The organism is Actinosynnema pretiosum, assembly GCF_024171695.1.
Classification (GTDB): domain Bacteria; phylum Actinomycetota; class Actinomycetes; order Mycobacteriales; family Pseudonocardiaceae; genus Actinosynnema; species Actinosynnema pretiosum.
Map to the genome: position 1 here is coordinate 437,457 of NZ_JAMTCF010000004.1, position 24,343 is coordinate 461,799.

At 73.0% G+C, this 24,343-nt stretch carries 22 protein-coding genes and 1 tRNA gene; 17 read left to right on the forward strand and 6 right to left on the reverse strand.

Annotation, left to right across the window (positions count from 1 at the left end; genetic code table 11):
- Nucleotides 1–1,306: 1,306 nt before the first annotated feature.
- The 8 genes from LV78_RS11060 to LV78_RS11095 all read left to right on the forward strand — a co-directional run bounded on the left by LV78_RS11060 (nucleotide 1,307) and on the right by LV78_RS11095 (nucleotide 9,230).
- Nucleotides 1,307–1,468 carry a hypothetical protein gene (locus LV78_RS11060; protein WP_253844786.1) on the forward strand — a complete coding sequence of 54 codons (162 nt, stop codon included), beginning with the start codon at nucleotides 1,307–1,309 and terminating at the stop codon, nucleotides 1,466–1,468.
- 179 nt (nucleotides 1,469–1,647) lie between these two features.
- Nucleotides 1,648–2,139 carry a helix-turn-helix transcriptional regulator gene (locus tag LV78_RS11065; RefSeq protein WP_253844788.1) on the forward strand — a complete coding sequence of 164 codons (492 nt, stop codon included), beginning with the start codon at nucleotides 1,648–1,650 and terminating at the stop codon, nucleotides 2,137–2,139.
- 749 nt (nucleotides 2,140–2,888) lie between these two features.
- Nucleotides 2,889–3,368, forward strand: coding sequence for a transcriptional regulator (locus LV78_RS11070; protein ID WP_253844789.1), 480 nt, complete (start codon nucleotides 2,889–2,891; stop codon nucleotides 3,366–3,368).
- 23 nt (nucleotides 3,369–3,391) lie between these two features.
- Nucleotides 3,392–3,694, forward strand: a complete 303-nt coding sequence (locus tag LV78_RS11075) for a DUF3817 domain-containing protein (protein ID WP_253844791.1) — start codon at nucleotides 3,392–3,394, stop codon at nucleotides 3,692–3,694.
- Nucleotides 3,695–3,877: 183 nt separating this feature from the next.
- Nucleotides 3,878–4,975 carry a glycine cleavage system aminomethyltransferase GcvT gene (gene gcvT, locus LV78_RS11080; protein ID WP_253844793.1) on the forward strand — a complete coding sequence of 366 codons (1,098 nt, stop codon included), beginning with the start codon at nucleotides 3,878–3,880 and terminating at the stop codon, nucleotides 4,973–4,975.
- A gap of 17 nt (nucleotides 4,976–4,992) precedes the next feature.
- Nucleotides 4,993–6,258 carry a serine hydroxymethyltransferase gene (gene glyA / locus LV78_RS11085; protein WP_253844795.1) on the forward strand — a complete coding sequence of 422 codons (1,266 nt, stop codon included), beginning with the start codon at nucleotides 4,993–4,995 and terminating at the stop codon, nucleotides 6,256–6,258.
- Nucleotides 6,259–6,417: 159 nt separating this feature from the next.
- A complete protein-coding gene (locus LV78_RS11090; RefSeq protein ID WP_253844797.1) occupies nucleotides 6,418–7,023 on the forward strand; it encodes a malonic semialdehyde reductase in 606 nt (201 codons plus the stop codon).
- A 125-nt stretch (nucleotides 7,024–7,148) separates the two neighbouring features.
- Nucleotides 7,149–9,230, forward strand: coding sequence for a S9 family peptidase (locus LV78_RS11095; protein WP_253844799.1), 2,082 nt, complete (start codon nucleotides 7,149–7,151; stop codon nucleotides 9,228–9,230).
- Nucleotides 9,231–9,331: 101 nt separating this feature from the next.
- Here the strand turns inward: LV78_RS11095 and LV78_RS11100 are convergent, their stop codons facing one another.
- The 4 genes from LV78_RS11100 to LV78_RS11115 all read right to left on the reverse strand — a co-directional run bounded on the left by LV78_RS11100 (nucleotide 9,332) and on the right by LV78_RS11115 (nucleotide 13,161).
- Nucleotides 9,332–10,177: a spermidine synthase gene (locus LV78_RS11100; protein WP_253844801.1), complete on the reverse strand. Its 846-nt coding sequence runs from the start codon at nucleotides 10,175–10,177 to the stop codon at nucleotides 9,332–9,334.
- Nucleotides 10,174–10,587, reverse strand: a complete 414-nt coding sequence (gene speD, locus LV78_RS11105) for an adenosylmethionine decarboxylase (protein ID WP_015804355.1) — start codon at nucleotides 10,585–10,587, stop codon at nucleotides 10,174–10,176. The genes LV78_RS11100 and speD overlap by 4 nt, the downstream gene beginning before the upstream one ends.
- A 70-nt stretch (nucleotides 10,588–10,657) precedes the next feature.
- On the reverse strand, nucleotides 10,658–11,827 hold the full coding sequence (locus LV78_RS11110) for a type III PLP-dependent enzyme (protein WP_253844802.1): 1,170 nt from the start codon (nucleotides 11,825–11,827) through the stop codon (nucleotides 10,658–10,660).
- A 74-nt stretch (nucleotides 11,828–11,901) separates the two neighbouring features.
- The gene (locus tag LV78_RS11115) at nucleotides 11,902–13,161 is read right to left on the reverse strand and encodes a metallophosphoesterase (RefSeq protein ID WP_253844804.1); all 1,260 of its coding nucleotides are present in this window, start codon (nucleotides 13,159–13,161) and stop codon (nucleotides 11,902–11,904) included.
- 120 nt (nucleotides 13,162–13,281) lie between these two features.
- Between LV78_RS11115 and LV78_RS11120 the strand changes: the two genes are divergently transcribed.
- The 3 genes from LV78_RS11120 to pabB are packed head-to-tail and all read left to right on the forward strand — an operon-like array spanning nucleotide 13,282 to nucleotide 16,582.
- Nucleotides 13,282–13,782: a SigE family RNA polymerase sigma factor gene (locus LV78_RS11120; protein ID WP_253844806.1), complete on the forward strand. Its 501-nt coding sequence runs from the start codon at nucleotides 13,282–13,284 to the stop codon at nucleotides 13,780–13,782.
- Nucleotides 13,779–14,504, forward strand: a complete 726-nt coding sequence (locus LV78_RS11125; RefSeq protein ID WP_253844808.1) for a hypothetical protein — start codon at nucleotides 13,779–13,781, stop codon at nucleotides 14,502–14,504. Before LV78_RS11120 ends, LV78_RS11125 begins: the two co-directional genes overlap by 4 nt.
- Before the next feature lie 59 nt (nucleotides 14,505–14,563).
- Nucleotides 14,564–16,582 (forward strand): aminodeoxychorismate synthase component I, encoded by a 2,019-nt coding sequence (pabB, locus tag LV78_RS11130; RefSeq protein ID WP_253844810.1) that lies wholly within the window; start codon nucleotides 14,564–14,566, stop codon nucleotides 16,580–16,582.
- A gap of 61 nt (nucleotides 16,583–16,643) precedes the next feature.
- On the opposite strand, the gene LV78_RS11135 is transcribed toward pabB, so the two are convergent.
- Nucleotides 16,644–16,985, reverse strand: coding sequence for a histone-like nucleoid-structuring protein Lsr2 (locus tag LV78_RS11135; protein ID WP_015804349.1), 342 nt, complete (start codon nucleotides 16,983–16,985; stop codon nucleotides 16,644–16,646).
- Between the two features lie 262 nt (nucleotides 16,986–17,247).
- Between LV78_RS11135 and LV78_RS11140 the strand changes: the two genes are divergently transcribed.
- The 3 genes from LV78_RS11140 to LV78_RS11150 all read left to right on the forward strand — a co-directional run bounded on the left by LV78_RS11140 (nucleotide 17,248) and on the right by LV78_RS11150 (nucleotide 19,063).
- Nucleotides 17,248–17,529, forward strand: coding sequence for a metal-sensitive transcriptional regulator (locus LV78_RS11140; RefSeq protein WP_253844811.1), 282 nt, complete (start codon nucleotides 17,248–17,250; stop codon nucleotides 17,527–17,529).
- Nucleotides 17,530–17,589: 60 nt separating this feature from the next.
- Nucleotides 17,590–17,666: transfer RNA gene (locus LV78_RS11145), tRNA-Leu, on the forward strand.
- 1,028 nt (nucleotides 17,667–18,694) lie between these two features.
- Entirely contained in the window at nucleotides 18,695–19,063 is a 369-nt protein-coding gene (locus LV78_RS11150; protein WP_253844813.1) for a YbaB/EbfC family nucleoid-associated protein, read from the forward strand.
- 19 nt (nucleotides 19,064–19,082) lie between these two features.
- Here LV78_RS11150 and LV78_RS11155 read toward each other — a convergent pair whose 3' ends face one another.
- Entirely contained in the window at nucleotides 19,083–19,835 is a 753-nt protein-coding gene (locus LV78_RS11155; protein ID WP_253844815.1) for a ScoMcrA-related endonuclease, read from the reverse strand.
- A gap of 83 nt (nucleotides 19,836–19,918) precedes the next feature.
- Here LV78_RS11155 and LV78_RS11160 point away from each other — a divergent pair, with 83 nt between their 5' ends.
- The 3 genes from LV78_RS11160 to LV78_RS11170 all read left to right on the forward strand — a co-directional run bounded on the left by LV78_RS11160 (nucleotide 19,919) and on the right by LV78_RS11170 (nucleotide 24,315).
- Nucleotides 19,919–21,271, forward strand: coding sequence for a phosphorothioated DNA-binding restriction endonuclease family protein (locus LV78_RS11160; protein WP_253844817.1), 1,353 nt, complete (start codon nucleotides 19,919–19,921; stop codon nucleotides 21,269–21,271).
- A 9-nt stretch (nucleotides 21,272–21,280) separates the two neighbouring features.
- Complete coding sequence (gene recQ, locus LV78_RS11165; RefSeq protein WP_253844819.1) at nucleotides 21,281–23,101, forward strand: DNA helicase RecQ; 1,821 nt, start codon at nucleotides 21,281–21,283, stop codon at nucleotides 23,099–23,101.
- Between the two features lie 383 nt (nucleotides 23,102–23,484).
- On the forward strand, nucleotides 23,485–24,315 hold the full coding sequence (locus tag LV78_RS11170) for a pentapeptide repeat-containing protein (protein ID WP_253844821.1): 831 nt from the start codon (nucleotides 23,485–23,487) through the stop codon (nucleotides 24,313–24,315).
- The last annotated feature ends 28 nt before the right edge of the window (nucleotides 24,316–24,343 follow it).

The window sequence follows — 24,343 nt, forward strand, 5'->3', positions numbered from 1 at the left end:
CAGCCTGCTGTTAACCGCTCACCACCAGCCCATCACCACTTGCTCGGCACCACCAGCCAGCCACTACCAGCCAGCCACCACCTGCTTGGCGCCATCCGCAGCCCGCAGCCCGCAGCCCGCAGCCCGCAACCGACAGCCCGCAACCCGCAACCACTCGTTCGGTGTCGGCTTGCGGCTGGCCGCTCGGCCCCGCTGCACAGCCGCCAGGTTCCGCCGCCGCTGCCATCGCCGCCCACCTGGTTCCGGTCCGCCGTCACACGCCGATCCCACCCGGCCGTCACACGCCGATCCGGTCAAGGCCATCGCTCGCCGAGCGGTGCCCTGGACGCCGCTCGCGCCTCCGACCCGGCCGGTTGCTCCCGCCGCTGAGGCTCACCGCCCACTCGGTCCGCGTCGCTACTCCCGCCGGGCTGCCCTCGTCCTTCCGCCACCCGTTCGGTCTGCCCAGCCAGCCCCGCGCGCCCGCCGCTCCCCGGCCCACGCCTCCGCGCGGTTCACGCCTCACGTCCGGCTCGCGCCTCCACCACCCGCCCAGCCCACACCCGCCCAGCCCGCACACGCCCACCAACCAGCCCGCGCGCCCGCACCCCACCTGGCCTGCACCATTGCCACCACCACCCGCACGCCTGCCGCCCACCCGACCCGCGCCCGCCGCGCCTCCACCCCCCTGCCCGAACGACCACTGCGGGTTGCCCGAGCGCCCCCGGTCGTTTTTCCGCGCAACCCCAACGTTCCCGCTGGTCAGCGGCTCGACTTTCGGGTAGTCCGCGTCCCTCCGCGCCCCCACCGCCCACCGGCTCTTCCGCTACCCGCCGGTACCGCGTAAGAATCTGGGGTTCACCCGCTCGTCCACATTCCGGAACAAATCCGGACCACCCCCACCGCCGATGATCGAAAAATGGCTGCGGAAAACCCCGGAGCGCGGCGCAGGGAATTCAGGACGCGCCCGACTCTCCTGTCACGCTGCGTGCGTGACCGAGCGCATCCGAGTGATCCGGCGGGGCTGTGCTGGGGGTGTGGCTGAGCTCCGATGTTCGGGCCGGGCTGGGAGGTGTGGGCGGAGCCGCCTGGCGGCCCGTCACCCACAGCATCGGCGTTCAGCCCAACGGCCTTGATAGTCCGTTCGGGTGGTCATCGGTCGGGGCATTCGTCGCCCAGGGTGTCTCCTGAGGGCTGAACGGACCAGCTCGGCGCGTTCTCCCCGTGTCATCCGGGTGAGTGGTGGACCATGGCCTGCGTCGAGTCGGGTAACGGGCTGTCCCCGGACCCGCTCGTGCCGCCCCGGTGAACGGATGGAGAGCGATCGGTGAAGCTCAAGAAGGTGCTGACGCTGGCGGGTGTCGCGCTGGTGCTGTTCTTCCTCATCACCCAGCCCGACCAGTCCGCCGAGACGGTGAAGGGGGTGCTGGCCTGGCTCCGCGAGGGCGCCGAGTCGATCATCACCTTCATCCGAGCCCTGTTCGCGTGACGCCCGGCCATCTCGGTCACTTGAAGTGATCGAGATGGCCGGGCGCTCCGCCTAGCGGGTGAAATGAGGGCTATAACACCCTGGTAACAGGGTTTTTGGCAAACAAGGGTCTAGCGGTTGTCGGAACCCGCGAATACGGTGCGCTGCATTGGCTGATCTTCGACCGACGAGGAGGCGGAATGGTCGAGGACTCCGGAGTGGACGAGCTGCTGCGACAGTGGGCGGCTGAGCGCTCCGACGACGCCGAGCTGCGCGAGGTGAACCGGATCAAGGACGCGTGGCTCGCCGAAGCCCCGCAGTCCGCGCCGGCGATCCCCGTCCAGCGGGCGACCGGCGGGTACCGGGGAGGCTCGGTCAAGGTCGAGTCCGCGGACCCCGCGTACGTGGCGGCGATGAGGAAGCGGGCGCCCGAGGCGCCCGAGGTCCTCCTCGCGGCGGCGGCCAGCTACTGGCAGCTGGTCGGCGACCTCACCGAGGCCGAGCTGTGGTGGGACGCGGGCATCAGCCCGATGGACCAGCGCGCGCTCGACTACCGGGCGGCGGGCCTGAGCCCGGCCGACCTGGGGCGCAGGCTCGGCCCCATGACGGTGCTCCAGCACCTGCGTCGGGGCAGCGCCGCGGCCTGGTGCGTGGCGCGGTTGCAGAGGCAGCGCCGCGACGGCGTGGCCTGACCGAACACCCATCCGGGAGCGGGCTCCTGCGCGGGAGCCCACCCCACGACCGAGCGCGCGTCGCGGTGCGGCGCGCCCCGAGCGGTCGCGAGAGGCCGTCCGCGCACGGCCTCGCACCGACCACCCCGGAACCCGGCGGGCCCCGAGCGGCCCACCACCGGCTCCGGCAGCACGACGAGCCCGGAACACCCGAGGACCGATCCAGCCGAGGACCGGCCGAGGTGACCCGAGCGCGGTGACGACCGGTGCGCCCGAGCGGCGCACGGGCGGCCACTTCGGCAGGGCAGCACCCCGCCCTCGCCGGAGCCGACGGCCGGCCCCGCCCGACACCACCAGGCCGACGAGCGCGACCAGGCGAACCCTGACCAGCGGCACCCCTGCCCGGCAGGTCGCCACGCGCAGCCCTCAAGGCCCACGCGGCACCACGACGCCCCGCCGCCCGACCCGCTTGCGCCGACGTCCCACCGCCACCCCGAACCGGCGGCCCCGTCGACCCCTGCGCGGTCTTCAGGCCCCACGGCGGGCGATCCCGACGCCCGACCCCGACGCCCGAGCGCCCCGGACAGGGCACGCGAACAGGTCACGCGAACGGGCGACCGCACCGGACTCCCGGCGCGAGCCCGCGCCGCCCCGAACCGCCGCGCCGTCACCCCCGGCACCCGCTCCACCACACCCCGGCGACCCACCTCACACCCCTCCACCGCAGGCCCCCGGCCCGACCGGAGCACCCGCGCGGTTAACCTGGTCGTGTGGCTGGCCCCCGGATCACCTCCCAGCGCGTGACCATCGCCGCCGTCTGCCTGCTCTCCCTCCTGGCCTGCTGCGGCCTCGCGTGGTGGCAGTGGGAGCGGTTCTCCTCGGCCAACGGCACGTTCCAGAACCTCGGCTACGTCCTCCAGTGGCCGCTCTTCGGCCTGTTCCCGGCGTTCATGGTGTGGCGCGTCCGCCGCCTCGACGCCGCCAACAAGGCCGCCGACGCCGCCCTCGCCGCCGAGAACGGGCGAACCGGACAGCCCGCCGCCACGTCGACCTCGCCCGACCCCGCGCCCGCCCCGCAGCGGATCACCCCCGCCCCGGAGCCGGGAGCGCGGACGCCGGTCGTTACGGTTGACCCCGTCAAGACCCCCGCGCGCGGCGAGTACGACCAGTACGACGACGAGGACGACGACGAGGAGATGGCGGCCTACAACCGCTACCTCGCCGAGTTGAACGCGCGGGACACCAGGTGAGCGAACGCGGTGAGGGTGGGGCGATGAGTGGCGCGCTGAGCAGGTTCCGGCTGATGGCTTACGTGGTCGGGGTCGGGTTGCTCGGCCTGGTCGTCGCCATGCTGTTCAAGTACCTGGGCGACAGCGAGACGCTGATGCGGATCGTCGGCCCGGTGCACGGCTTCCTGTACGCGATCTACCTGGTGCTGACCGTCGACCTCGCCCTCAAGGCCCGCTGGACGATCAAGAGCACCGTCCTGATCCTGCTCGCGGGCACCATCCCGTTCGTGTCGTTCTACGCCGAGCGCAAGGTCGTCGAGAGCGTCCGCGCGGGCCGCGCCCTCTGAGCGCCGCGCCCGACCCGCCGAACCCGCTGCCCGCGAACCGGGGAGCGGGTTCGTGCGATCCTTCCCCCGGCGGGCCGAACCGGAACCGGTAGGTCCGCCCCTCCACGCCCGCCGCCCGACCGCGCGCGGGACACCGCCAACGGGCAGGCCGACCAGGTCCGCCACCAGGGAGGAACCCGCAGCATGGAACCCCGCCGCACCCCGCTGCACGCCGAGCACGAGGCCCTCGGCGCGCACTTCACCGACTTCGCGGGCTGGCGGATGCCGCTGCGCTACGACAGCGAGCTCGCCGAGCACCACGCCGTGCGCGCCTCGGCAGGCCTGTTCGACCTGACCCACATGGGCGAGATCGTCCTGACCGGCCCCGAGGCGGGCGCCGCGCTCGACCACGCCCTGGTCGGCCACTGCTCCGCGATCGGCGTCGGCCGCGCCCGCTACACGATGATCTGCGCCGAGAGCGGCGGCGTCGTGGACGACCTGATCGTCTACCGGCTCGCCGAGCAGGAGTACCTGGTCGTCGCGAACGCCTCCAACGCGACCACCGTCGCCGCCGAGCTCGTCGAGCGGGCCAAGGGCTTCGACACCCAGGTCGTGGACCGCTCCGAGGACTACGCCCTCATCGCCGTGCAGGGCCCGGCCTCCACGGCCATCCTCGAAGGCCTGACCAGCACGGACCTGGCGGCCGTCAAGTACTACGCCTCCTACCCGGCCGAGGTCGCGGGCAAGCCCGTCCTGCTGGCCCGCACCGGTTACACCGGCGAGGACGGCTTCGAGCTGTTCACCGCCCCCGCCGACGCCGCCCACGTGTGGCAGGCGCTGCTGGCGGCCGGTCAGCCGCACGGCCTCAAGCCCGCAGGCCTCGGCTGCCGCGACACGCTCCGCCTCGAGGCGGGGATGCCGCTCTACGGCAACGAGCTGGGCCTGGACCGCACCCCGTTCGAGGCGAACCTCGGCCGCGTCGTGAAGCTCGACAAGCCGGGCGACTTCGTCGGCCGCGCCGCCCTCGCCGCTGCTGCGGAGGCGGGCGCCGACAGCACCCTCGTCGGCCTGAAGACCGCGTCCCGCCGGGCGCCCCGCCACGGCTACCCCGTGCTCGACGCCGAGGGCGCCGAGATCGGCGTCGTCACCAGCGGCGCCCTGTCGCCCACCCTCGGCCACTCGGTGGCGATGGCCTACGTGACCAGGGCCAACGCCGAGCCCGGCACCGCGCTGACCGTGGACGTCCGTGGCCGCCGCGAGCCCGTGGAGGTCGTCGCCCTGCCCTTCTACAAGCGAAAGTGACAAAGGGGAGCCCAACCATGTCCGCGCACTTCAACACCTCCTTGGCCGAGTTCGACCCGGAGGTGGCGCAGGCCGTCGCCGCCGAGCTGGCCCGCCAGCAGAACACGCTGGAGATGATCGCCTCCGAGAACTTCACGCCGGTCTCGGTGCTCCAGGCCCAGGGCTCGGTGCTGACCAACAAGTACGCCGAGGGCTACCCCGGCCGCCGCTACTACGGCGGCTGCGAGCACGTCGACGACGTCGAGCGGCTGGCGATCGCGCGGGTCAAGGAGCTGTTCGGCGCGGGCTTCGCCAACGTGCAGCCGCACTCGGGCGCGCAGGCCAACGCGGCGGCGATGTTCGCGCTGCTCCAGCCCGGTGACACGATCCTGGGCCTCGACCTGGCGCACGGCGGGCACCTCACGCACGGGATGCGGATCAACTTCTCCGGCAAGCTCTACAACGTGGTGCCCTACCACGTGTCGGACAGCGACGGCCTGGTCGACCTGGCCGAGGTCGAGGCGCTGGCCAAGGAGCACCGGCCGAAGCTGATCGTGGCGGGCTGGTCGGCGTACCCGCGCCAGCTGGACTTCGCGCAGTTCCGCCGGATCGCCGACGAGGTCGGCGCGTTCCTGATGGTCGACATGGCGCACTTCGCCGGTCTCGTCGCGGCGGGCCTGCACCCCAGCCCGGTGCCGCACGCGCACGTGGTCACCACCACGACGCACAAGACCCTGGGCGGCCCGCGCGGCGGTGTGATCCTCACCAACGACGCCGACCTCGCCAAGAAGATCAACTCGGCGGTGTTCCCCGGCCAGCAGGGCGGTCCGCTGGAGCACGTGATCGCGGGCAAGGCCGTGGCGTTCAAGCACGCCGCGTCCCCCGAGTTCACCGACCGCCAGCGCCGCACCCTGGAGGGCGCGCGCGCCCTCGCCGAGCGGCTGAACCAGCAGGACATGGCCGACGCGGGCGTCCGCGTCCTCACCGGCGGCACGGACGTGCACCTGGTGCTGGTCGACCTGGTCAACTCGCCGCTCGACGGCAAGCAGGCCGAGGACCTCCTGCACGAGATCGGCATCACGGTCAACCGCAACGCGGTGCCGAACGACCCGCGCCCCCCGATGACCACCTCGGGCCTGCGGATCGGCACGCCCGCGCTGGCCACCAGGGGCTTCGACGCCGAGGACTTCGCCGAGGTCGCCGAGGTCATCGCCGCCGCGCTGCGCCCCGAGCCCGACCTGGCCGCCCTGCGCGGTCGCGTCGAGGCGCTGGCGAAGAAGCACCCGCTGTACTCCACGCTCTGACCGGTCGGGCCGCGACGGCGAGCGCCGTCGCGGCCCGCTGTGACGGGCGCCTCGCGCTCCGGCCCGGTGAACGCGGTCACGAGCCGGAATGCCGGGGGAGAGCTCTCCGGTTGTCCCTGGCGGCACACCCGCCAGGGACAACACCGGGAGAAGAAGCCCATGACCGCGACCACCACCCCGCTCGCCCTCTCCGGCGAGGCGCAGGACCTGCTGTTCCGCGAGGCCCGCACCGCCTCCGCGTTCACCTCGGAGCCGGTCTCCGACGAGCAGCTGCGCGCCGTGCACGACCTGGTCAAGTGGGCGCCCACCAGCATGAACACCCAGCCGCTGCGCGTGGTCTACGTGCGCGGCGACGCCGCCCGCGCCCGCCTGCTCCCGCACATGTCCGAGGGCAACCGCGCCAAGGTCGCCTCCGCCCCGGTCGTCGCGCTCCTCGCCGCCGACGTGGACTTCCACGAGCACATGGGCAAGGTCTTCCCGCACTTCGCGGGCGCGCGGGACATGATGGAGGCCAACCCCGGCCGCGCCGAGATGGCGAAGCTGAACGCCGCGCTCCAGGTCGGCTACTTCATCGTGGGCGTGCGCGCCGCGGGTCTCGCCGCCGGTCCCATGACCGGGTTCGACGCCGAGGCCGTGCGCGCCGAGTTCTTCGCGGGCACCGCGCAGGTCCCGCTGGTCGTGGTCAACATCGGCCACCCGGACCCCGAGGCGGCGTTCCCGCGCAACCCGCGCCTGGACTTCGAGGAGATCAGCACCGTCCTCTGAGGACCGCCGCGACCCCGGACCCCCGCCCGCCCCGGACGGGGGTCCCCGCACGCGCGGGGAAGATCACCGGCGCGGGACGGCCGGTCTCCCGCGCCCGCCCGCGCCGAGTCTGCGAAGGTTGCCCCGTGGGCAACGAGAACACCTTCCCCCGCCAGCACGCGCGGACCCAGCGCTACACGCTGGGCGCACCGCGCAACTTCACCGCCTCCCCGGACGGCGAGCGCGCCTACTTCCTCCGCACCGCGAGCCCGCGCGTGCGGGCCAACGGCCTCTGGTCGCTGGACACCGCGACCGGGGCCGAGGAGCTGGTGGTCGACCCCACCGCGCTGCTCAGCGAGCCCGAGGAGCTGTCCCCCGAGGAGCGCGCCCGCCGCGAGCGCAGCCGCGAGCAGGCCGCGGGCATCGTCGGCTACGCCACCGACGCCGACGTGCGCCAGGCCGTGTTCGCGCTCTCCGGCAGGCTGTTCGTGGTCGAGCTGGCCACCGCCGCCGTGCGCGAGCTGCCCGTCCCGGCCCCGGTGGTCGACCCGCGCCTCGACCCGACCGGCCGCCGCGTCGGGTACGCCGCCGCGGGCGCGCTGCGCGTGGTCGACCTGGAGACCGGCGCGGACCGCGCGGTCGCCGAGCCGGACGCCGACGACGTCACCTGGGGCGTGGCCGAGTTCATCGCCGCCGAGGAGATGAACCGCTTCCGGGGCTACTGGTTCTCCCCGGACGGCGAGCACGTCCTCGCCGCGCGCGTGGACAACTCCCCGGTCACCCGCTGGCACATCGCCGACCCGGCCAACCCGGCGACCCCGGCCGCCGAGATCGCCTACCCGGCGGCGGGCACCCCGAACGCCGTCGTCACCGCCGCCCTGTTCGACCTGACCAGCGGCGCGCGCACCGACGTGCCGTGGGACACCGCCGCGTTCCCGTACCTGGCCACCGCGCACTGGTCCGCGAAGGGCGCGCCGCTGCTGTCCGTCCAGTCCCGCGACCAGCGCACCGTCCAGGTCCTCGCGATCGACCCGGCCACCGGCGCGACCAGCGCGCTCAAGGAGAACACCGACCCGACCTGGCTGGAGCTGCCGCCCGGCGTCCCGTGCTGGTCGGCGGACGGCGAGCTGGTCGAGATCCTGCCGCACACCGGCGCCAACCGGCTCGTGGTCGGCGGTCGCCCCTGGTCCCCGGACGGGCTCCAGGTGCGCGCGGTGCTCGACGTCTCGGCCGAGGACGTGCTGGTCACCGCGTTCGAGGACGCCGACCCGACGCAGATCCACGTCCACGCGCTGACCGCGACCTCGGCCACCCGCCTGACCGACGAGGCCGGGGTGCACGCGGCGACCCGCGCGGGCGGCACGCTGGTGCTCTCCTCGTCCACCCTGGACCGCTTCGGCGCCCGCGCCACCGTCACCCGCGACGGCCGCGCCCACGAGGTCGCCTCGCACGCCGAGACGCCCGTGCTCACCCCCGAGCCGAAGCTGCTCACCGTCGGCGAGCGCGGCCTGCGCGCCGCCCTGCTCTACCCGCGCGGCCACGTCCCCGGCACGAGGCTGCCGGTGCTGCTCGACCCGTACGGCGGCCCGCACGCCCAGCGCGTCCTCACCGCCCGCAACGCCTACCTGACCTCGCAGTGGCTGGCCGACCAGGGCTTCGCCGTGCTCGTCGTGGACGGTCGGGGCACCCCCGGTCGCGGCCCGGCCTGGGAGCGCGAGATCGCGTTCGACCTGGCGGGCGTCACCCTCCAGGACCAGGTGGACGGCCTCCAGGGCGCGGCGGCCGTCGAGCCCGACCTCGACCTGACCCGCGTGGCGATCCGGGGCTGGTCGTACGGCGGCTACCTGGCGGCGCTGGCCGTGCTGCGCCGCCCCGACGTGTTCCACGCGGCCATCGCGGGCGCGCCGGTGACGGACTGGCGGCTCTACGACACCCACTACACCGAGCGCTACCTGGGCGACCCGGCCGAGCGGCCCGAGGTGTACGACGCCAACTCGCTGATCGACGGCGCCGGGGAGCTGGAGCGACCGCTGATGATCGTGCACGGCCTCGCCGACGACAACGTCGTGGCCGCGCACACCCTGCGGCTGTCCTCGGCGCTGCTGGCGGGCGGCCGACCGCACACCGTGCTGCCGCTCTCCGGCGTCACGCACATGACCCCGCAGGAGCAGGTCGCCGAGAACCTGCTGCTGCTCCAGGTCGACTTCCTCAAGAAGTCCCTGGCCTGACCGGACGCGGGAGGGCCGCCGCTCCCCTCGGGGAACGGCGGCCCTCCCGCCAGGACCGGCGGACCAGCGCGCCCGCCGGGCGGACCCGGACGGGTCGCCCGTCAGACCTTCGCCGCGTGCCGCACCGAGTACGGCGGGATCGAGTTGCCGCGCAGCGCGAGCTCGTCGATCGACTCCGGCCGGTAGCCGCACTCCGGCAACCGCTCCACCATCAGCGCGGTGGGGTCGGCGACCTCGTCGGCGCGCCCGAACAGGTAAGCCCACTCGTGCTCGTCGGAGCCGTAGTAGGCGACCGTGCCGAACACCTCGGTGAACCGCTGCCACATGCGCGTCAGCGTGGTGTTGCGCCACATCGTCTGGCAGCCCGCCTGGGACACCACGACGCCGCCCGGCGCGAGCAGCGCCTTGCACATGCCCAGGAACTCCGCCCCGTACAGGCGGTTGTGCTGGGCCTCCTCCTCGCGCTCGTCCGGCAGGTCCACCAGGACGATGTCGTAGCGCTCCGAGGTCGTGCGGATGTACTCCCACCCGTCCGTGTACTGGACGCGGATCGGGCCCTCGCCCTTCTCGGCGAGCGCGAGCTCGTCGAGGGTGTAGCCGTAGGGCAGGTGCTCCGCGCACAGCTTCACGGCCTGCTCGTCGATGTCGATGTGGTCGACCACCGACGCGCCCGCGGCCACCGCCATCTGGCACACGACGCCCTCGCTGGAGCCGATGACCAGCACCCGCTCGACCTTGTCCGCGAGCAGCAGCGCCGGGACCATCAGCGCCTCGTGGTAGGTGAGCTGGCTGAACTCGGTGCTCTGCCGGTCGTCGTCGCAGAACAGCGACAACCCCTGCGAGGTGCGCGCGATCACCAGGTGCTGGAAGTCGGTCCTCGTGTCGACGACCGTCTCCGCCACCTCCCAGTGCCGGGTCATGCCCGCCGCGAGCGGTTCGGTGATCAAGACTTCTCCTCGCCTACGAGAGCGGGCACGCGACCGGTGCCTCGCCTGACCGTGTCCGTCCGTGCGTGCTCCGCGCCGAGCGCCTCCGAGAGCAGGCGCACCGCCAGCTCCGGCTTCGCACGGGTGCCGCACGTGAACACGTCGACGAACACCTTCCCGACTTCCGGGTAGGTGTGGATCGACGCGTGCGACTCCGACAGCAGGGCCAGGACCGTGACCCCCTGCGGGTCGAACTGCTTGGAGACCACCTCCAGCACCGTGGCGTCGGCCTGGGTGAGCGCTTCACCGAGGGCGTGCCTGAGGAACCGCTCGTCGTCGAGCAGCTCCGGGCTCACGCCTTCGAGCTCAGCCAGCACGTGCTGTCCTGCGAACAAGCCGACGGGCTCGGTCTCGCACGGGAGTTCGGACATCAATCACTCCAAACATCAACTTCAGGTTCCTGCGGCCGGACGCCTGCAGGGACAACCGGAGGGGGCGTGCTCACCGCACGCAGTAGGTGGCCAGCGGCGGGAAGCCGTTGAAGGCCACGGAGGAGTAGCTCGCCGTGTAGGCGCCCGCGCGCAGCAGGTCGACGTGGTCGCCCGCTCGCAGGTCCAGCGGCAGGTCGTAGCGCGTGTGCTGGTAGAGCACGTCGTCAGCGTCGCAGGTGGGACCGGCGAGCACCACCGGACCGGTCTCGCCGCCGTCGCGGTCGGTGCGCAGCGGGTAGGCGATGGCCTCGCCCTCGGTCTCGGCGAGCCCGCCGTACCGGCCGATGTCCAGGAACACCCAGCGCCGCTCGTCCGAGTAGGACTTGCGGGCCACCAGCACCACCGACGACCGGATGACACCCGACTCGGCGACGAGCGCCCGCCCCGGCTCGATCATCACCGACGGCGCGTGCTCGCCGAAGTTCCGGCGCACCGCGTCCGTCATCGCGGCGGCGTACTCGGCCAGCGGCGGCGGCTGCTCCAGGTAACCGGCGGGCAGCCCGCCGCCCAGGTTCACCACCGACAGCGCCACGCCCTCGGCGCGCAGCTTCGCGGCGACCTCGGCGGCGTCGGCGATCGCCGCGTCCCACCCGGTCGGGTCGAGCTGCTGGGAGCCCGCGTGGAACGCGACCCCGTACGGCGAGAGGCCCAGCTCGCCCGCCAGGCGCAGCAGGTCGACGGCCATGTCCGGCGCGCAGCCGAACTTCTTCCCGAACGGGTAGGTCGAGCCCCTGCTCTCCACCAGGATGCGCAGCATCACCCGCGCACCGGGGGCGTGCTCGGCGATCGCCCTGACGTCCTGCTCGCTGTCGGAGACGAACAACCGCACGCCCAGCCGGTGCGCGTAGGCGATGTCGGCGGCCTTCTTGATCGGGTTGCTGTACGACACGGCCTCGGGCGCGGCGCCCTTGGCCAGGCACAGGTCGATCTCGTTCGGGCTGGCCACGTCGAAGGAGCAGCCCTCGGCGGCCAGCACCTCGACCACCTCGGGGGTCGGGTTGGCCTTGACCGCGTAGAAGATCCCCACCTCGGGGAGCGCCGCGCGCAGCGCGCGGAACCGCTCCACCACGGTGGGCAGGTCGATCACCAGGCAGGGCGTTCCGGGTTGTTCCCGCTCCAGGAAACGACGGATCCGATCCTCAGCACCGTGAAGCCGCTGGTCGGCGTAGCTCTCCGTCATCTCGCTAGGGGTCCCCCTCCGCATCCGTCCTCGGGCACGGCCGCCCACCCTAGGCGCACAACCTGAACAAATCGCTACCCGAGGGCCGAATTGTGACGCAGCTCCACAAGCGTGACCTCCGGGGGTGCTCCCACGCGGACCGGCGGACCCCAGAACCCGGCGCCGTTGCTGACGTACACCTGGGTGCCGTCGACGGTCGCCAACCCCGAGGTCACGGGCTGCTGGATCGGCACCGCGAGGCTGAACGGGAACATCTGCCCGCCGTGCGTGTGGCCGGACAGCTGGAGGTCGACGCCCCTGCTCGCGGCCTCGCGCACCTGCACCGGCTGGTGGGCCAGCAGCACGACCGGGTTGCGCTCGTCGCGCCCGCCGAGCGCCTTGTCGTAGTCGGGCGCGTCGTCCATCTGCCCGCCGGTGTGGTCGTTGACCCCGGCGAGGTCGAACGCGGCCCCGTTGCGGGCGATGGTCAGCCGCTCGTTGCGCAGCACGTCCAGGCCGAGCCTGCCCAGCTCGGAGATCCACTCCAGGTGGCCCGAGTAGTACTCGTGGTTGCCGGTCACGAAGAACGCGCCGTCCTTGCTGACCAGGTCCTTCAGCGGGGCCGCCGCCTCGCCGAGCTGCGCGACGGTGCCGTCGACCAGGTCGCCGACCACGGCCACCAGGTCGGGCTGCAGGCCGTTGATCGTGCGCACGATCCGCTCGGTGTGCGAGCGCCCCAGCAGCGGGCCGAGGTGGATGTCGCTCACCACGGCGATGCGGTAGCCGGACAGCGCCGGGTCGAGCTTGGCCAGCGTCACCGGCACGGTCTTGACCTGCGGACCGCCCAGCGCGGTCTTCGCGCCGTAGCCGACGATGCCGGTCGCGGCCAGGCCGGTGGCGACGGCCATCGAGCGGGCGATGAAGAGCCTGCGGCCGTTGTCCACCGAGGGCTTGCCGGTGGCCTCGGTCGCGGCCTGGTCGAACTCGCGCTCCGCCACGGCCACGGCGACGCCGTCCTCGGCCGGGCTCGCGGGCAGGGTCGCGGCCACCGGCTCCGGGGCGTCGCGCCGCCACCAGCGGTTCAGGATCAGCCGGGGGATCTCCAGCACGACCAGGATCACGGCCAGGTAGAAGCCGAGCGCGAGCCACAGGTAACCCGGCCAGGCGATCCAGGAGTACCCGATCGGGTCAACCCGGACCAGCGCCATCGCGGTCATCATCATCACGAACAGCGCGCCGAGCACGACGGCGCCGGTGGTGCGGGCCCGCCTCGACGTGGTGGTCGCCCGCACGAGCCTGCGCCACAGGTAGTAGTTCAGCAGGCCGAGCGCGAGCGCCATGAACAGCAGGAACATGGGAGTGGGGCCCTCCTGGGGGATTCGTCCCCACAAGTCTGCCCTGAAGTCACCCGTAAGGGTGCAACGTGACGACCCGCCCGTGGCGTGACTAACGCGGATGTCACGGGGGAGGGGCAGATGAGCTCACGGGACGCCGCGTTCGCGGAGTACTTCGCGGCGCGGGCGGACGCCATGCGCGGGACCGCCTACCTGCTGTGCGGCGACTGGCACCGGGCCGAGGACCTGGTGCAGACGGCGTTCACCAAGCTCTACCTCGCCTGGGACCGGCTGGCCAGGCTGGACGCCTTGGACGCGTACACCAGGCAGGTGGTCGTGCGCACGTTCGTGTCGGAGACTCGACGCGGGTGGTTCCGCCGCGTCACCGTCGGTGACTTACCGGTGGAGCGCGCGGCGGCCCCCTCGGGTTCGTTCGAGGACCGGCACCTGCTGCTGACCGCGCTGGCGCGGGTGCCCACCAGGCAGCGGGCGGTGCTGGTGCTGCGGTACTGGGAGGACCTGTCCGTGCGCGAGACGGCCGAGGCGCTCGGCTGCTCCGAGGGCACGGTCAAGAGCCAGGCGGCGCGGGGGCTGAGCGCGCTGCGCGGGCTCGTCGTGGAGCAGCGGGAGGTGACGCGGTGAACGAGCCAGAGCTGAAGGAGCGGATGCGGGACGCGCTGAGCGACCCGCCGCCCCCGATGGACGTCAGGTCCGCGCTGGTCGCCGCGCGCCGGGCGGCCCAGCGGCGCAAGGCGGCGCGCAGCGCTTTCGCGGCGTGCGGCGCGGTCGTGCTGGTCCTCGCGGGAGTGGCGGCCGTCCACCCGCCCAGGGAGGGCGAGACGATCGCGCCGGTCTCCGGCGGCGACGGCGTACTCCCGCCGTTCCCGACCAGCGTCTCGTTCTCCCCCGCCGACCTGCTCGTCCAGTCGCTGGTCCAGGAGGGGCACGGCTTCGAGAGCAGGCTGGAGACCCACGCGGGTCTCAGCCGCGTCCCCGGCGAGCAGACCCCCGTCAAGATCGAGCGCCTGGAGCACACCGACCGGGGCCACGGGGAGGAGATCAGCAGGTTCGTCGACATGGACCACTCCGCGGGCCGGTTCGGGCTGATCTCGGTCGTCGCGGACGACAAGGCCCGGTGGGACCCGAAGCCGTGCGAGGTGCTGGCCGAGGTGGCCCCCGAGGCCCCCGCCTGCACCCCGGAGGCGGGGGCGGAGGACGTGTCAGGCCTCGCCCTGTCAGCCGGGGGGGCCGCGCCGAACGCGGTGGTCCACCGGCGCGACGACGGGGTCTTCGTGTGCGTCGTGCAGCTGACCGGGCCGCCGGTCGAGATCGGCAAGCTGCGCCTGGTCGCCGAGGAGAGGTGATCGGCGTGGGTCGGGAGATCCCCTGACCGGGTGGTCGCGCGGGTACCGTCCTGCCTGCCATGCGAACCCTGCTCATCGACAACCTCGACTCGTTCACCGGCAACCTGGCGCACCTCGTGGCCAGGGTGAACGGCCGCGAGCCCGACGTGATCCGGCACGACGACCCGGACTTCCGGCTCGCCGACCTGCGGCGCTACGACGCCGTGCTGATCTCGCCCGGACCGGGCAGGCCCGACGACCCGCGCGACTTCGGGCTGTGCGCGGCCGTCGTCGAGCACGCCGAGATCCCGCTGCTCGGCGTGTGCCTCGGTCACCAGGGGCTGTGCCTGGGGCACGGTGCGACCGTCGAACGGGTGACTCCCCGGCACGGCATCGTGGACGAGGTCGCGCACACCGGGACCGACCTGTTCGCCGGGCTGCCGTCGCCGCTGCGCGTGGTGCGCTACCACTCGCTGGCCGTCACCGACCTGCCGCCGGAGCTGGAACCGCTGGCCTGGGCGCCCGGCGACGGGGTGCTCATGGCCGTGCGGCGCCGCGAGCGGTCCGCGTGGGGCGTGCAGTTCCACCCCGAGTCGGTCGCGGGCGAGCACGGGTTCGGGCTGCTGGCGAACTTCCGCGACCTCGTGGGCGGCCGGGCCGCGCCCACCCCGCCCCCGCCGCCACCCGCGCCGGTCGAGGCCGCGCCGGGACGGCTGCTCGTGCGCTCCCTGGACGTCCACCCCGACCCCGAGGCGGTGCACGAGGCGCTGCACGGCGCGTCTCCCGACTCGTTCTGGCTGGACAGCAGCCGCGCGGACGGCGGGCGCGGCCGGTTCTCGGTCATCGGCGACGCGTCCGGGCCGCTGGCGCGGGTCGCCCGCTACGACGTGACCGCCGGGCGGGTCCACGTCACCTCCGCCGAGGGGGAGGCCGAGCACGACGGCCCGCTGCTCGACTGGCTGGAGGCCGACCTGGCGGCGTGGCGGGTGGACGCCCCCGACCTGCCGTTCGACTTCGCGCTCGGCTGGGTCGGGTACCTCGGGTACGAGCTGAAGGCCGAGTGCGGCGGCGACGCGGCCCACCGGTCCGAGCACCCGGACGCCGCCCTGGTCTTCGCCGACCGCGCCATCGTGTTCGACCACCGGGAAAAGCGCTGCCACCTGCTCGCGCTCGAAGGCGCGGACGGCGGTTGGCTGGACCGCGTGGAGGAGTTCCTCCGCGCTTTCCGCACCCCCGAGAAGGAATTTCCCGCCCCGCTGCGGGGCGAGGTGGAATTGCGGCACGACCGGGCGCGGTACCTGAAGCTGGTGGACGCCTGCCTGGAGGCGGTCGCGGCGGGGGAGAGCTACGAGGTCTGCCTGACCAACCGGGGGACCGTGCCCGGCCGGATCGACCCGTGGCGCGGCTACCGGTTCCTGCGCGCCCGCAACCCGGCCCCGCACGGTGCGCTGCTGCGCTTCGGCGAGCTGTCGGTGCTCAGCTGCTCGCCGGAGCGGTTCGTGCGGGTCGACCGCGCGGGCGGGGTGGAATCAGAGCCGATCAAGGGCACGCGTCCGCGCGGCGGGACGCCGGAGGAGGACGCGGCGCTGCGCGCGGAGCTGGCGGGCAGCGTCAAGGACCGGGCCGAGAACCTGATGGTCGTCGACCTCGTGCGCAACGACCTGAGCCGCTGCTCGGAGGTGGGCAGCGTGCGGGTGCCGAGGTTGTTCGCGGTGGAGACCTACGCGACCGCCCACCAGCTCGTGAGCACGGTGCGGGGGAGGTTGGCGCCGGGGCGCACGGCGGTGTCCGCCGTGCGGTCGGCCTTTCCCGGCGGTTCCATGACCGGCGCCCCCAAGATCCGCACGATGCAGATCCTGGACGCGCTGGAGGCCGGGCCCAGGGGCGTCTACTCGGGCGCCCTCGGGTACTTCTCGCTGTGCGGGGCCGCCGACTTCAGCGTCGTCATCAGGACGCTGGTCGCGGACGCGCGCGAGACCGCATTCGGGGTGGGCGGCGCGGTCATCGCGCTCTCCGACCCCGAGGCGGAATTCGAGGAGACGGCCGTCAAGGCGACCGCGGCCCTCGCGCTGTTCCAGGCGGACTTTCCCGGCAGGTGACCTGCGGTTTCCCCGGCTGCGGCGGTTCGCTCGCGGACAGCCGGGGAAACGCTTGCGCGACTCAGGAGGCGTGGGCTTCCTGGAACTGCACGACCAGGCCCTGGGGAATGCGACCGCGGTCGGAGATCTGGTGCCCCTGCGCGCGGGCCCAGTCGCGAATGGCCTGGGCCTGGGCCTTGTCGCCCGCCTTTACGGTGCTCTTGCCGCCGCCCTTGCGCTGCTTGCGCCCACCGGCGCGGCGCGCCTTGGCCACGAAGTCGGCCAGGGAGTCGCGGAGCTTGTCCGCATTGTCCTTGGAGAGGTCGATGGTGTACTCGACACCATCGAGCGCGAAGGTCACGGTCTCGGCGGCTTCGCTGCCGTCGAGGTCGTCGATGAGCTGGACGACGGTCTGCTGTGCCACTGTTCCTCCGTGTGTGCTCGCATAGCGTGTGTTGCCCTCGACATCGTAACTACGCCACACGCTTCGTTCGACACCATAGTGCACCGGCTGAATATCGCCTAACCTTTCGTCTGGTAAATGTGACTGATGCCCCCGGACGGGTCATTTCGGGGCTGCGGTTAAGTCGGGAAATGCGCGGTCGGCCTCGTGGTCGGGGTCACACCCGGTTGGGTGGCCTATCCTGGAGCGGGTACCCACCTGGGGTAGGGGAAGGCGGGCAGCGGTGCACGGTTACACGGAGGACAAGGACGCCTACCTGAAGCGGTTGCGCCGGATCGAGGGGCAGGTCCGGGGGTTGCAGCGGATGGTGGAGAACGACGAGTACTGCATCGACGTGCTGACCCAGATCTCCGCCGCCACCAAGGCCCTCCAGGCGGTGTCGCTGGGGTTGTTGGACGAGCACCTCAAGCACTGCGTTGCTCAGGCGGCGGCGCAGGGCGGTGAAGTCGCCGAGGCGAAGATCGCGGAGGCCTCCGCGGCGATCGCCAGGCTGGTCCGCTCCTGAAGCGCGACACCCGCCCCGCCCGGCGGCGCGCTCGCCTGATCGAGTAGAGTCGTGCCACCGGCCCCCGTAGCCCAATCGGCAGAGGCAGCGGACTCAAAATCCGTCCAGTGTGCGTTCGAGTCGCACCGGGGGCACCACGTCTGACCAGCAATTGACGCTCTCGCGCGCGGTTGCGCGCCCCGGTGGCGACCTTCGACGGCGCCCGGCGACCGCATTCCCCGTGCCGAGGCTCCGCCTCCTGATGGCTTTTCGCGCCCCGTTCCCCGTGTGGCCGCCCGGCGCCTTGTGCGCGCGGCGCGCGGTCGCCGAGGTGCCCGAAGCGCCGAAGTTCTTTTGCCCGAAGGGGCGACACCGGGCGGCCGTCGGGGAAACCGTTCACGGTCGGTGCCCGATGCGGCGCGCGGTGCCCGAGGGGGAACGCGCGCAAACCCCTCCGGAGGGCAGTGCCCGCACGGCGGGCGGACGTGCCGGGGAATTCCCGGAACCGCGCGCCGGGCGGGCGCGGCGTTCACGTCGCGGAACCTTCCCGATCCGCATCGGGGCACCCCCTGGTGAACGGGAGGCGCACACGACGCGCGCCTTCGGGAGGTTGTCGAGGAACCCGAAGTGATCGCGATGGGGTGCGATCAGGTTCGGCGCGGGTCGGCCGACGAGAAAAGCGCCCCCCGCGCACGGCCACACCGTGCTTTCACACCGCGAGGTGAGCGGCCGGGAACAACCGGCGCGCGCCGCGCGGGGGAGTGCCGCCCGCACCGGGAAAACCGGCGCGTCCGGGTGTTCGGAGTGGATCGAACGGTTCCGAGCCGCCCTCGGAAGAACGCGCGCCCCGTTCCCCGCCGAACACCCTTCCGGCCGTCCCCTTCGGACCGAACCGTTCCGTAGATCGTTTCCCGTCCGTGTCCGAACCGAGTCCTCGAACGGGGATGTCACCTTCTTCACCCACCCGTGGCGAGCGGTCGTTCCCGGTGGATCTTCGGCACCCCTCTTGCCGCCGGTCAGCCACCGATGAGCGGCCCGCTTTCCGCACCCGCCCCCGATCACCCCGGCCGACCGTTCCGGGTGAAGTGCTTAACACCACCGGGCAATACAGCGACCCGTACGGCTGTCCTGCCGTAGCCTCCGGGGGCCATTCAGAGGTACGACGGCGGGGACGCGCGGGGGTGTCGTGAGGGACCGGCAGCAGCGCCTGGAGCACATGAAGCGCACGTTCGAGGAGCAGTCGGCGAAAGCGGGCGACGTCCAGCGGGCGATGCGCGACCTGCGCGGCCAGGGCAGGAGCCCCGACGGCGCGGTCACCGTGATCGCGGCCCCGTCGGGCGCGGTGGTCGACCTGCAGCTGACCGAGGAGGCGCTCAGGCGCACCCCGTCGGCGCTGCGCGCGGACATCCTGTCGGCCATCCAGGTGGCGACGCAGAACGCGACCCAGATGCTGGACGACGCCGTGGGCCCGATCACGGGCAACCGGCTGGAGCGCATCAAGCAGGGCCTGTCGATGCGCCCGCAGGACCAGACCCGGGAGCCGGGCGACCGCTGAGGGGCGCGGTTGAGGGGCGCTAGTCCCGGTCGCCCGCGAGCGCGTGGGCGCGGGCGGGGTCGACCGGCAGCGACCGGTGGTAGGCCAGGTGCTCGGCGGAGATCCGGTGCCGGGGGTCGCGGCGCAGCGGGCCGAGCGGCTGCTCGGCGTTGACGTGCCGGACGTTGTCGTCCTCGTCCACGTAGAGCGCCCGCGCGTCGAACTGGGCGTGGCAGTTCGGGCACAGGCACAGCACGTTGTCTGTGTGGTCGGGCCCGTGGTGCGGCGCGCCGAGCGCCCGGATGTGCGCGGCGTTGCTGAAGTGCCCGTACCCGAGGTCCAGCCGGGTGCCGCAGAACTGGCAGCGGTCCTCGTGGATCGCCTTCACCGGAGCCGCGACGTAGCGCAACCGCTGCACGGCGCTGGTCGTGCGCTCCTGCCGGGGCGCGGGCTCGACGACCCGCCCCCGCTCCCACACGACCGCCTTCCCGGTGACCGGCGGCACGGGGGCCCGCGCCCGGTCGACGACGGTGAAGCCCAGTCCCGTCAGCAGCCGGGTGACTGTGGCCTGCCCACCGCTGAAGTCCGAGGCCCGCAGCGGTGCCCTGTCGGGCAGGAACCCGTGCGCGACCCCGACGACGGCCTTGGAGTCGTACTCGCCGCCCTCGTACACCAGCACGAACCGCCGAGCCTGCCCGAACCCGTGCCGCTTCCGGAACTCCTCGGCCCCCACCCGGTCGCACTCCGCGATGGCCCGCAGCACCTCGGCCCTGCCCACGTCGGCGTACCCCATGGCGGAAGCCTAGGAGGCGCTGGGAATCACTGGAATCGCCGGGGCGCGCCCGTTCGGCGAGGGGCTTCTGGCACTGTGATCCGATGCGGATGACTTCGGACTCCGGCGAGCTCCTGAACGCGGGCTTCACCGTCGTCCCGGACGGCGACGGGTTGGCCGTGGTGCTGGAGAGCTCCGGCGGCAAGGGGCCGGTGGAGGGCAAGAGCCGCAACTCCGACTACCGGATCGGCCTGGAACTCCTCCTCGTCCGCCTCGGCGCCGCGAACGCCGTGCTGCGGGCCGCGCTGGTCGACTCGCAGAAGGTCCAGGGCCTGTCCCCGCTGGAGCGGAGCGTGCTCCGCGAACCGGTCTCCCTGCACGCCTGCCAGGACTTCGCCGAGCTGCGCAGGCAGCTCACCAGCGGGCAGGGGCGCATCGGCCAGAAGGAGGGCGCGCCCAAGGCGGGGAACAACAGCAAGCGGCTGCGGCTGGAGGTCGACGTCCCCGGCTACCGCGAGGTGGACGCGGCGAAGCTGGAGGCCTACCTCGCCGCCGCGCAGGAGCAGCAGGCCGACCAGCCGGAACGGCCCCGCAAGCCCGCTTCCCGCGCCGACATCACCTGGCCCGCCGCCAAGCTGCTCCACGACGTCCGCGCGCTCACCGCCGAAGGCCGCCTCGACCTCCCGGAGTCGCTCACCCTCCTCTGGGCCCTCGGCAGGCTCGTGCGCGGCGAGGAGCGGCTCGTCACCTGGCCCGAGTTCGAGCGCGAGGTGGGCGACCTGCTGGTCGAGTTCGGCGAGAACCGCACCCCCGAGCGCCCCTTCCGGCACCTGGCCTCCGCACCTGACCTCTGGGAGGCCCGCGGCGCCACCGACGTCCCGAGGACTGCGGACGCCGGCTTCACCCTCCGGGCCCACACCGCGCTCACCAGGGGCAGGCTCCTGCGCGCCAGGATCATCGCCCACCTGGCCAAGACCTACCCGGGGCCCAAGGCCGAGGCGGTGCTGCGCCGGGTCGGGCTCCACGCCGACGTCACGGCCCTCAACCGCCCCTCTAGCACCACCGCCCGCGTCGAGCAGGCCGCGCTGCGGGACCTGCTCCTCGACGGCCGCGACAGCGCCCCGTGCGCCCTCTGCGGCGAGGAGTACCCGGCGCGGTCGCTGGTCGCCGCGCACATCAAGTTCCGCACCGAGTGCGACTACGTCGAAGCGCTCGACCTCGCCAACGTCGCCATGCTCGCCTGCGCCCTGGGCTGCGACCACCTCTACGAGCTCGGCCACCTCACCGTCGCCCCCGACGGCCGGATCCAGGTCGCCGACACCCCCCACCCCGCCCTGCGCGCCCGCCTGACCGAACTAGCAGGCCGCCAAGTCCCAGCGCACACCCCGGAATCGAAGAACTACTTTCAGTGGCACTCCACCACCGTCTTCCGGCCCCCTGTCAGACCCGTCGGCTAGCCTTGCCCAATGGCTTCCAGCGACGCGGGTGAGGTCCTGCGGAGGGTCTTCGGGTACGAGTCTTTCCGCGGTGACCAGGGCGAGATCGTCGAGCACGTCATCGGTGGCGGTGACGCGCTCGTCCTCATGCCCACCGGCGGCGGCAAGTCGCTCTGCTACCAGATCCCCTCCCTGGTCAGGTCCGGTGTCGGGGTCGTCATCTCGCCGCTGATCGCGCTCATGCAGGACCAGGTCGACGCCCTGCGCGACGTCGGCGTGCGCGCGGGCTTCCTCAACTCCACCCAGTTTCCCGACGAGCGCCAGCTCGTGGAGTCCGAGTTCCTCGCGGGCGAGCTGGACCTGCTCTACCTCGCCCCCGAGCGCCTCCGCCTCGACGCCACGACCCGCCTGCTGGAGCGCGGCGACGTCGCGCTGTTCGCGATCGACGAGGCGCACTGCGTCGCCCAGTGGGGCCACGACTTCCGCCCCGACTACCTGGCCCTGTCGCACCTCAAGGAGCGCTGGCCGGACGTCCCGCGCATCGCCCTCACCGCGACCGCCACCAAGGCCACCCACGCCGAGATCGCCACCCGGCTCGGCCTTGAGGACGCCAAGCACTTCGTCGCCAGCTTCGACCGCCCCAACATCCAGTACCGGATCGTCCCCAAGAACGAGCCGAAGAAGCAACTCCTCAAGCTCCTGCGCGACGAGCACGCGGGCGACTCCGGCATCGTCTACTGCCTGTCCCGCAACTCCACGGAGAAGACCGCGGAGTTCCTGGTGGACAACGGGATCGCGGCCCTGCCGTACCACGCGGGCTTGGACGCGGGCACGCGCGCGGCCAACCAGTCGCGGTTCCTGCGCGAGGACGGGCTCGTCATGGTGGCGACCATCGCGTTCGGCATGGGCATCGACAAGCCGGACGTCCGGTTCGTCGCGCACCTGGACCTGCCGAAGTCCGTCGAGGGCTACTACCAGGAGACCGGCCGCGCGGGCCGCGACGGGCAGCCGTCCACGGCGTGGCTCGCGTACGGGCTGCAGGACGTGGTGCAGCAGCGCAAGATGATCGAGGACTCGCAGGGCGACCAGGAGCACCGCCGCCGCCAGGCGCAGCACCTGGACGCGATGCTGTCGCTGTGCGAGGCCGTCGACTGCCGCCGCGCGCGGCTGCTGGAGTACTTCGGCCAGAGCGGCGAGCCGTGCGGCAACTGCGACACCTGCCTCGCCCCGCCGGAGACCTGGGACGGCACGGTGCCCGCGCAGAAGGTGCTGTCCACGATCGTCCGGCTCAAGCGCGAGCGCAGGCAGAAGTTCGGCGCGGGCCAGATCATCGACATCCTGCTCGGCCGCAAGACGGCGAAGGTCATCCAGTTCGACCACGACTCGCTGTCGGTGTTCGGCATCGGCGAGGAGCTGAACGAGAGCGGGTGGCGCGCGGTCGTGCGGCAGCTGCTCGCGCAGGGGCTGCTGGCGGTGGAGGGCGAGTACTCGACGCTGACCACCACGCCGGGCAGCGACGAGGTCCTGTTCCAGGGCCGCAAGGTGCTGATGCGCCGCCAGCCGGAGCGGGTGGAGAAGGTCCGCACGGCGCGCGGCGGCGGCAAGCAGCGCGCGGACCAGCTGGAGCTCTCGCCGGAGCAGGAGGAGGTGTTCGAGAGCCTGCGGGCCTGGCGCGCGGCCACGGCGAAGGAGCAGGGCGTGCCCGCGTACGTGATCTTCCACGACGCGACGCTGCGCCAGATCGCGAGCACCGCGCCGAGCACGCTGGACGCGCTGGGCGGCATCAGCGGGGTCGGTGAGAACAAGCTCGCCAAGTACGGCCAGCAGATCATCGACACCCTGAACCCGTGACCACCGGGGGACGCGCCGAAGGCGGGAAGACCGGCGGCGGGCGGCGGAAAGGCGCGCGCGGGAAGTCGAGCGGTGCTGGCGGCGCCGGGGCAGCGGGCGGTTCGGGCACGGGCGGCTCGGGGACGGGTGGTTCGGGCACGCGCGGCGCCGCGAACACCGGCCGATCCGGGGGCGACCGAACGAGCGCCGGTGGTTTCACCGCTGCACGCGCGGGCGGTTCGGGGACGAACGCGGGCAAGGGCGCGCGGAGGTCCGGAACAGGCCGGGGCGCGGGCGCGAACCGCTCCCGCACGGGTGGTTCCAAGCCCGCGCCAGCCGGTTCCGCCAACCCCGCGCCGGGCCGTTCCCCGGCGGACCGAGGTCGAGCGGCCCCGGTCGACCTGGTGCTCGAACCGCTCCGGGAGTGGCGACCGCTGCGCGCCGACTGCTCGCGCTGCGCGGGCCTGTGCTGCGTGGTGCCCGAGTTCGCGGCGTCCTCGGACTTCGCGATCACCAAACCGGCCCGCACCCCGTGCCCCAACCTGCGCCCGGACTTCCGCTGCGGCATCCACACCAGCCTGCGCACCACCGGTTTCACCGGTTGCACGGTCTACGACTGCTTCGGCGCGGGCCAGCACGTGACGCAGGTCGTGTTCAACGGCCGCGACTGGACCGACCCCGAGGTCGCCGGTCGGCTGTTCGAGGTGTTCCCGGTGGTGCGGACCCTGCACGAGGTCCTGAACTACCTGGTCGAAGCCGCCGCGCGACTCCCCGAGGGCAGCCTGCGCGCGGAGGTGGTCGAGGCCCGCGCGGACCTGGAGACCCTGCTGGCCCAGGGCCCGGACGTCCTGCGGCGCACCGACCCGGAAGCCCGCCGCCGCGCGGTGAACAGCCTCCTGCTGCGCGCCAGCGAGTCGCTCCGAGCCCCCGCGTCCCGCAGACCGGACCACCGGGGCGCGGACCTGATCGGCCGCTCGTTCGCCGGAGCCGACCTGCGCGGCGCGTCGCTGCGCGGAGCCCTGCTGATCGGCGCCGACCTGCGCCGGGCCGACCTGCGCGGCGCGGACCTCATCGGAGCCGACCTGCGAGGCGCGGACCTGCGCGGAACCGACCTGCGAGGCGCCCTGTTCCTGGTCCAGTCCCAACTGGACGCGGCCCGAGGCGACCGCACCACCACCCTCACCCCGCCCCTGGCGCACTCCCCGCACTGGCCCGTGGAACCCGCCCGCCGCTGAACGTCCGCCGCTGAACGTCCGCAGATCC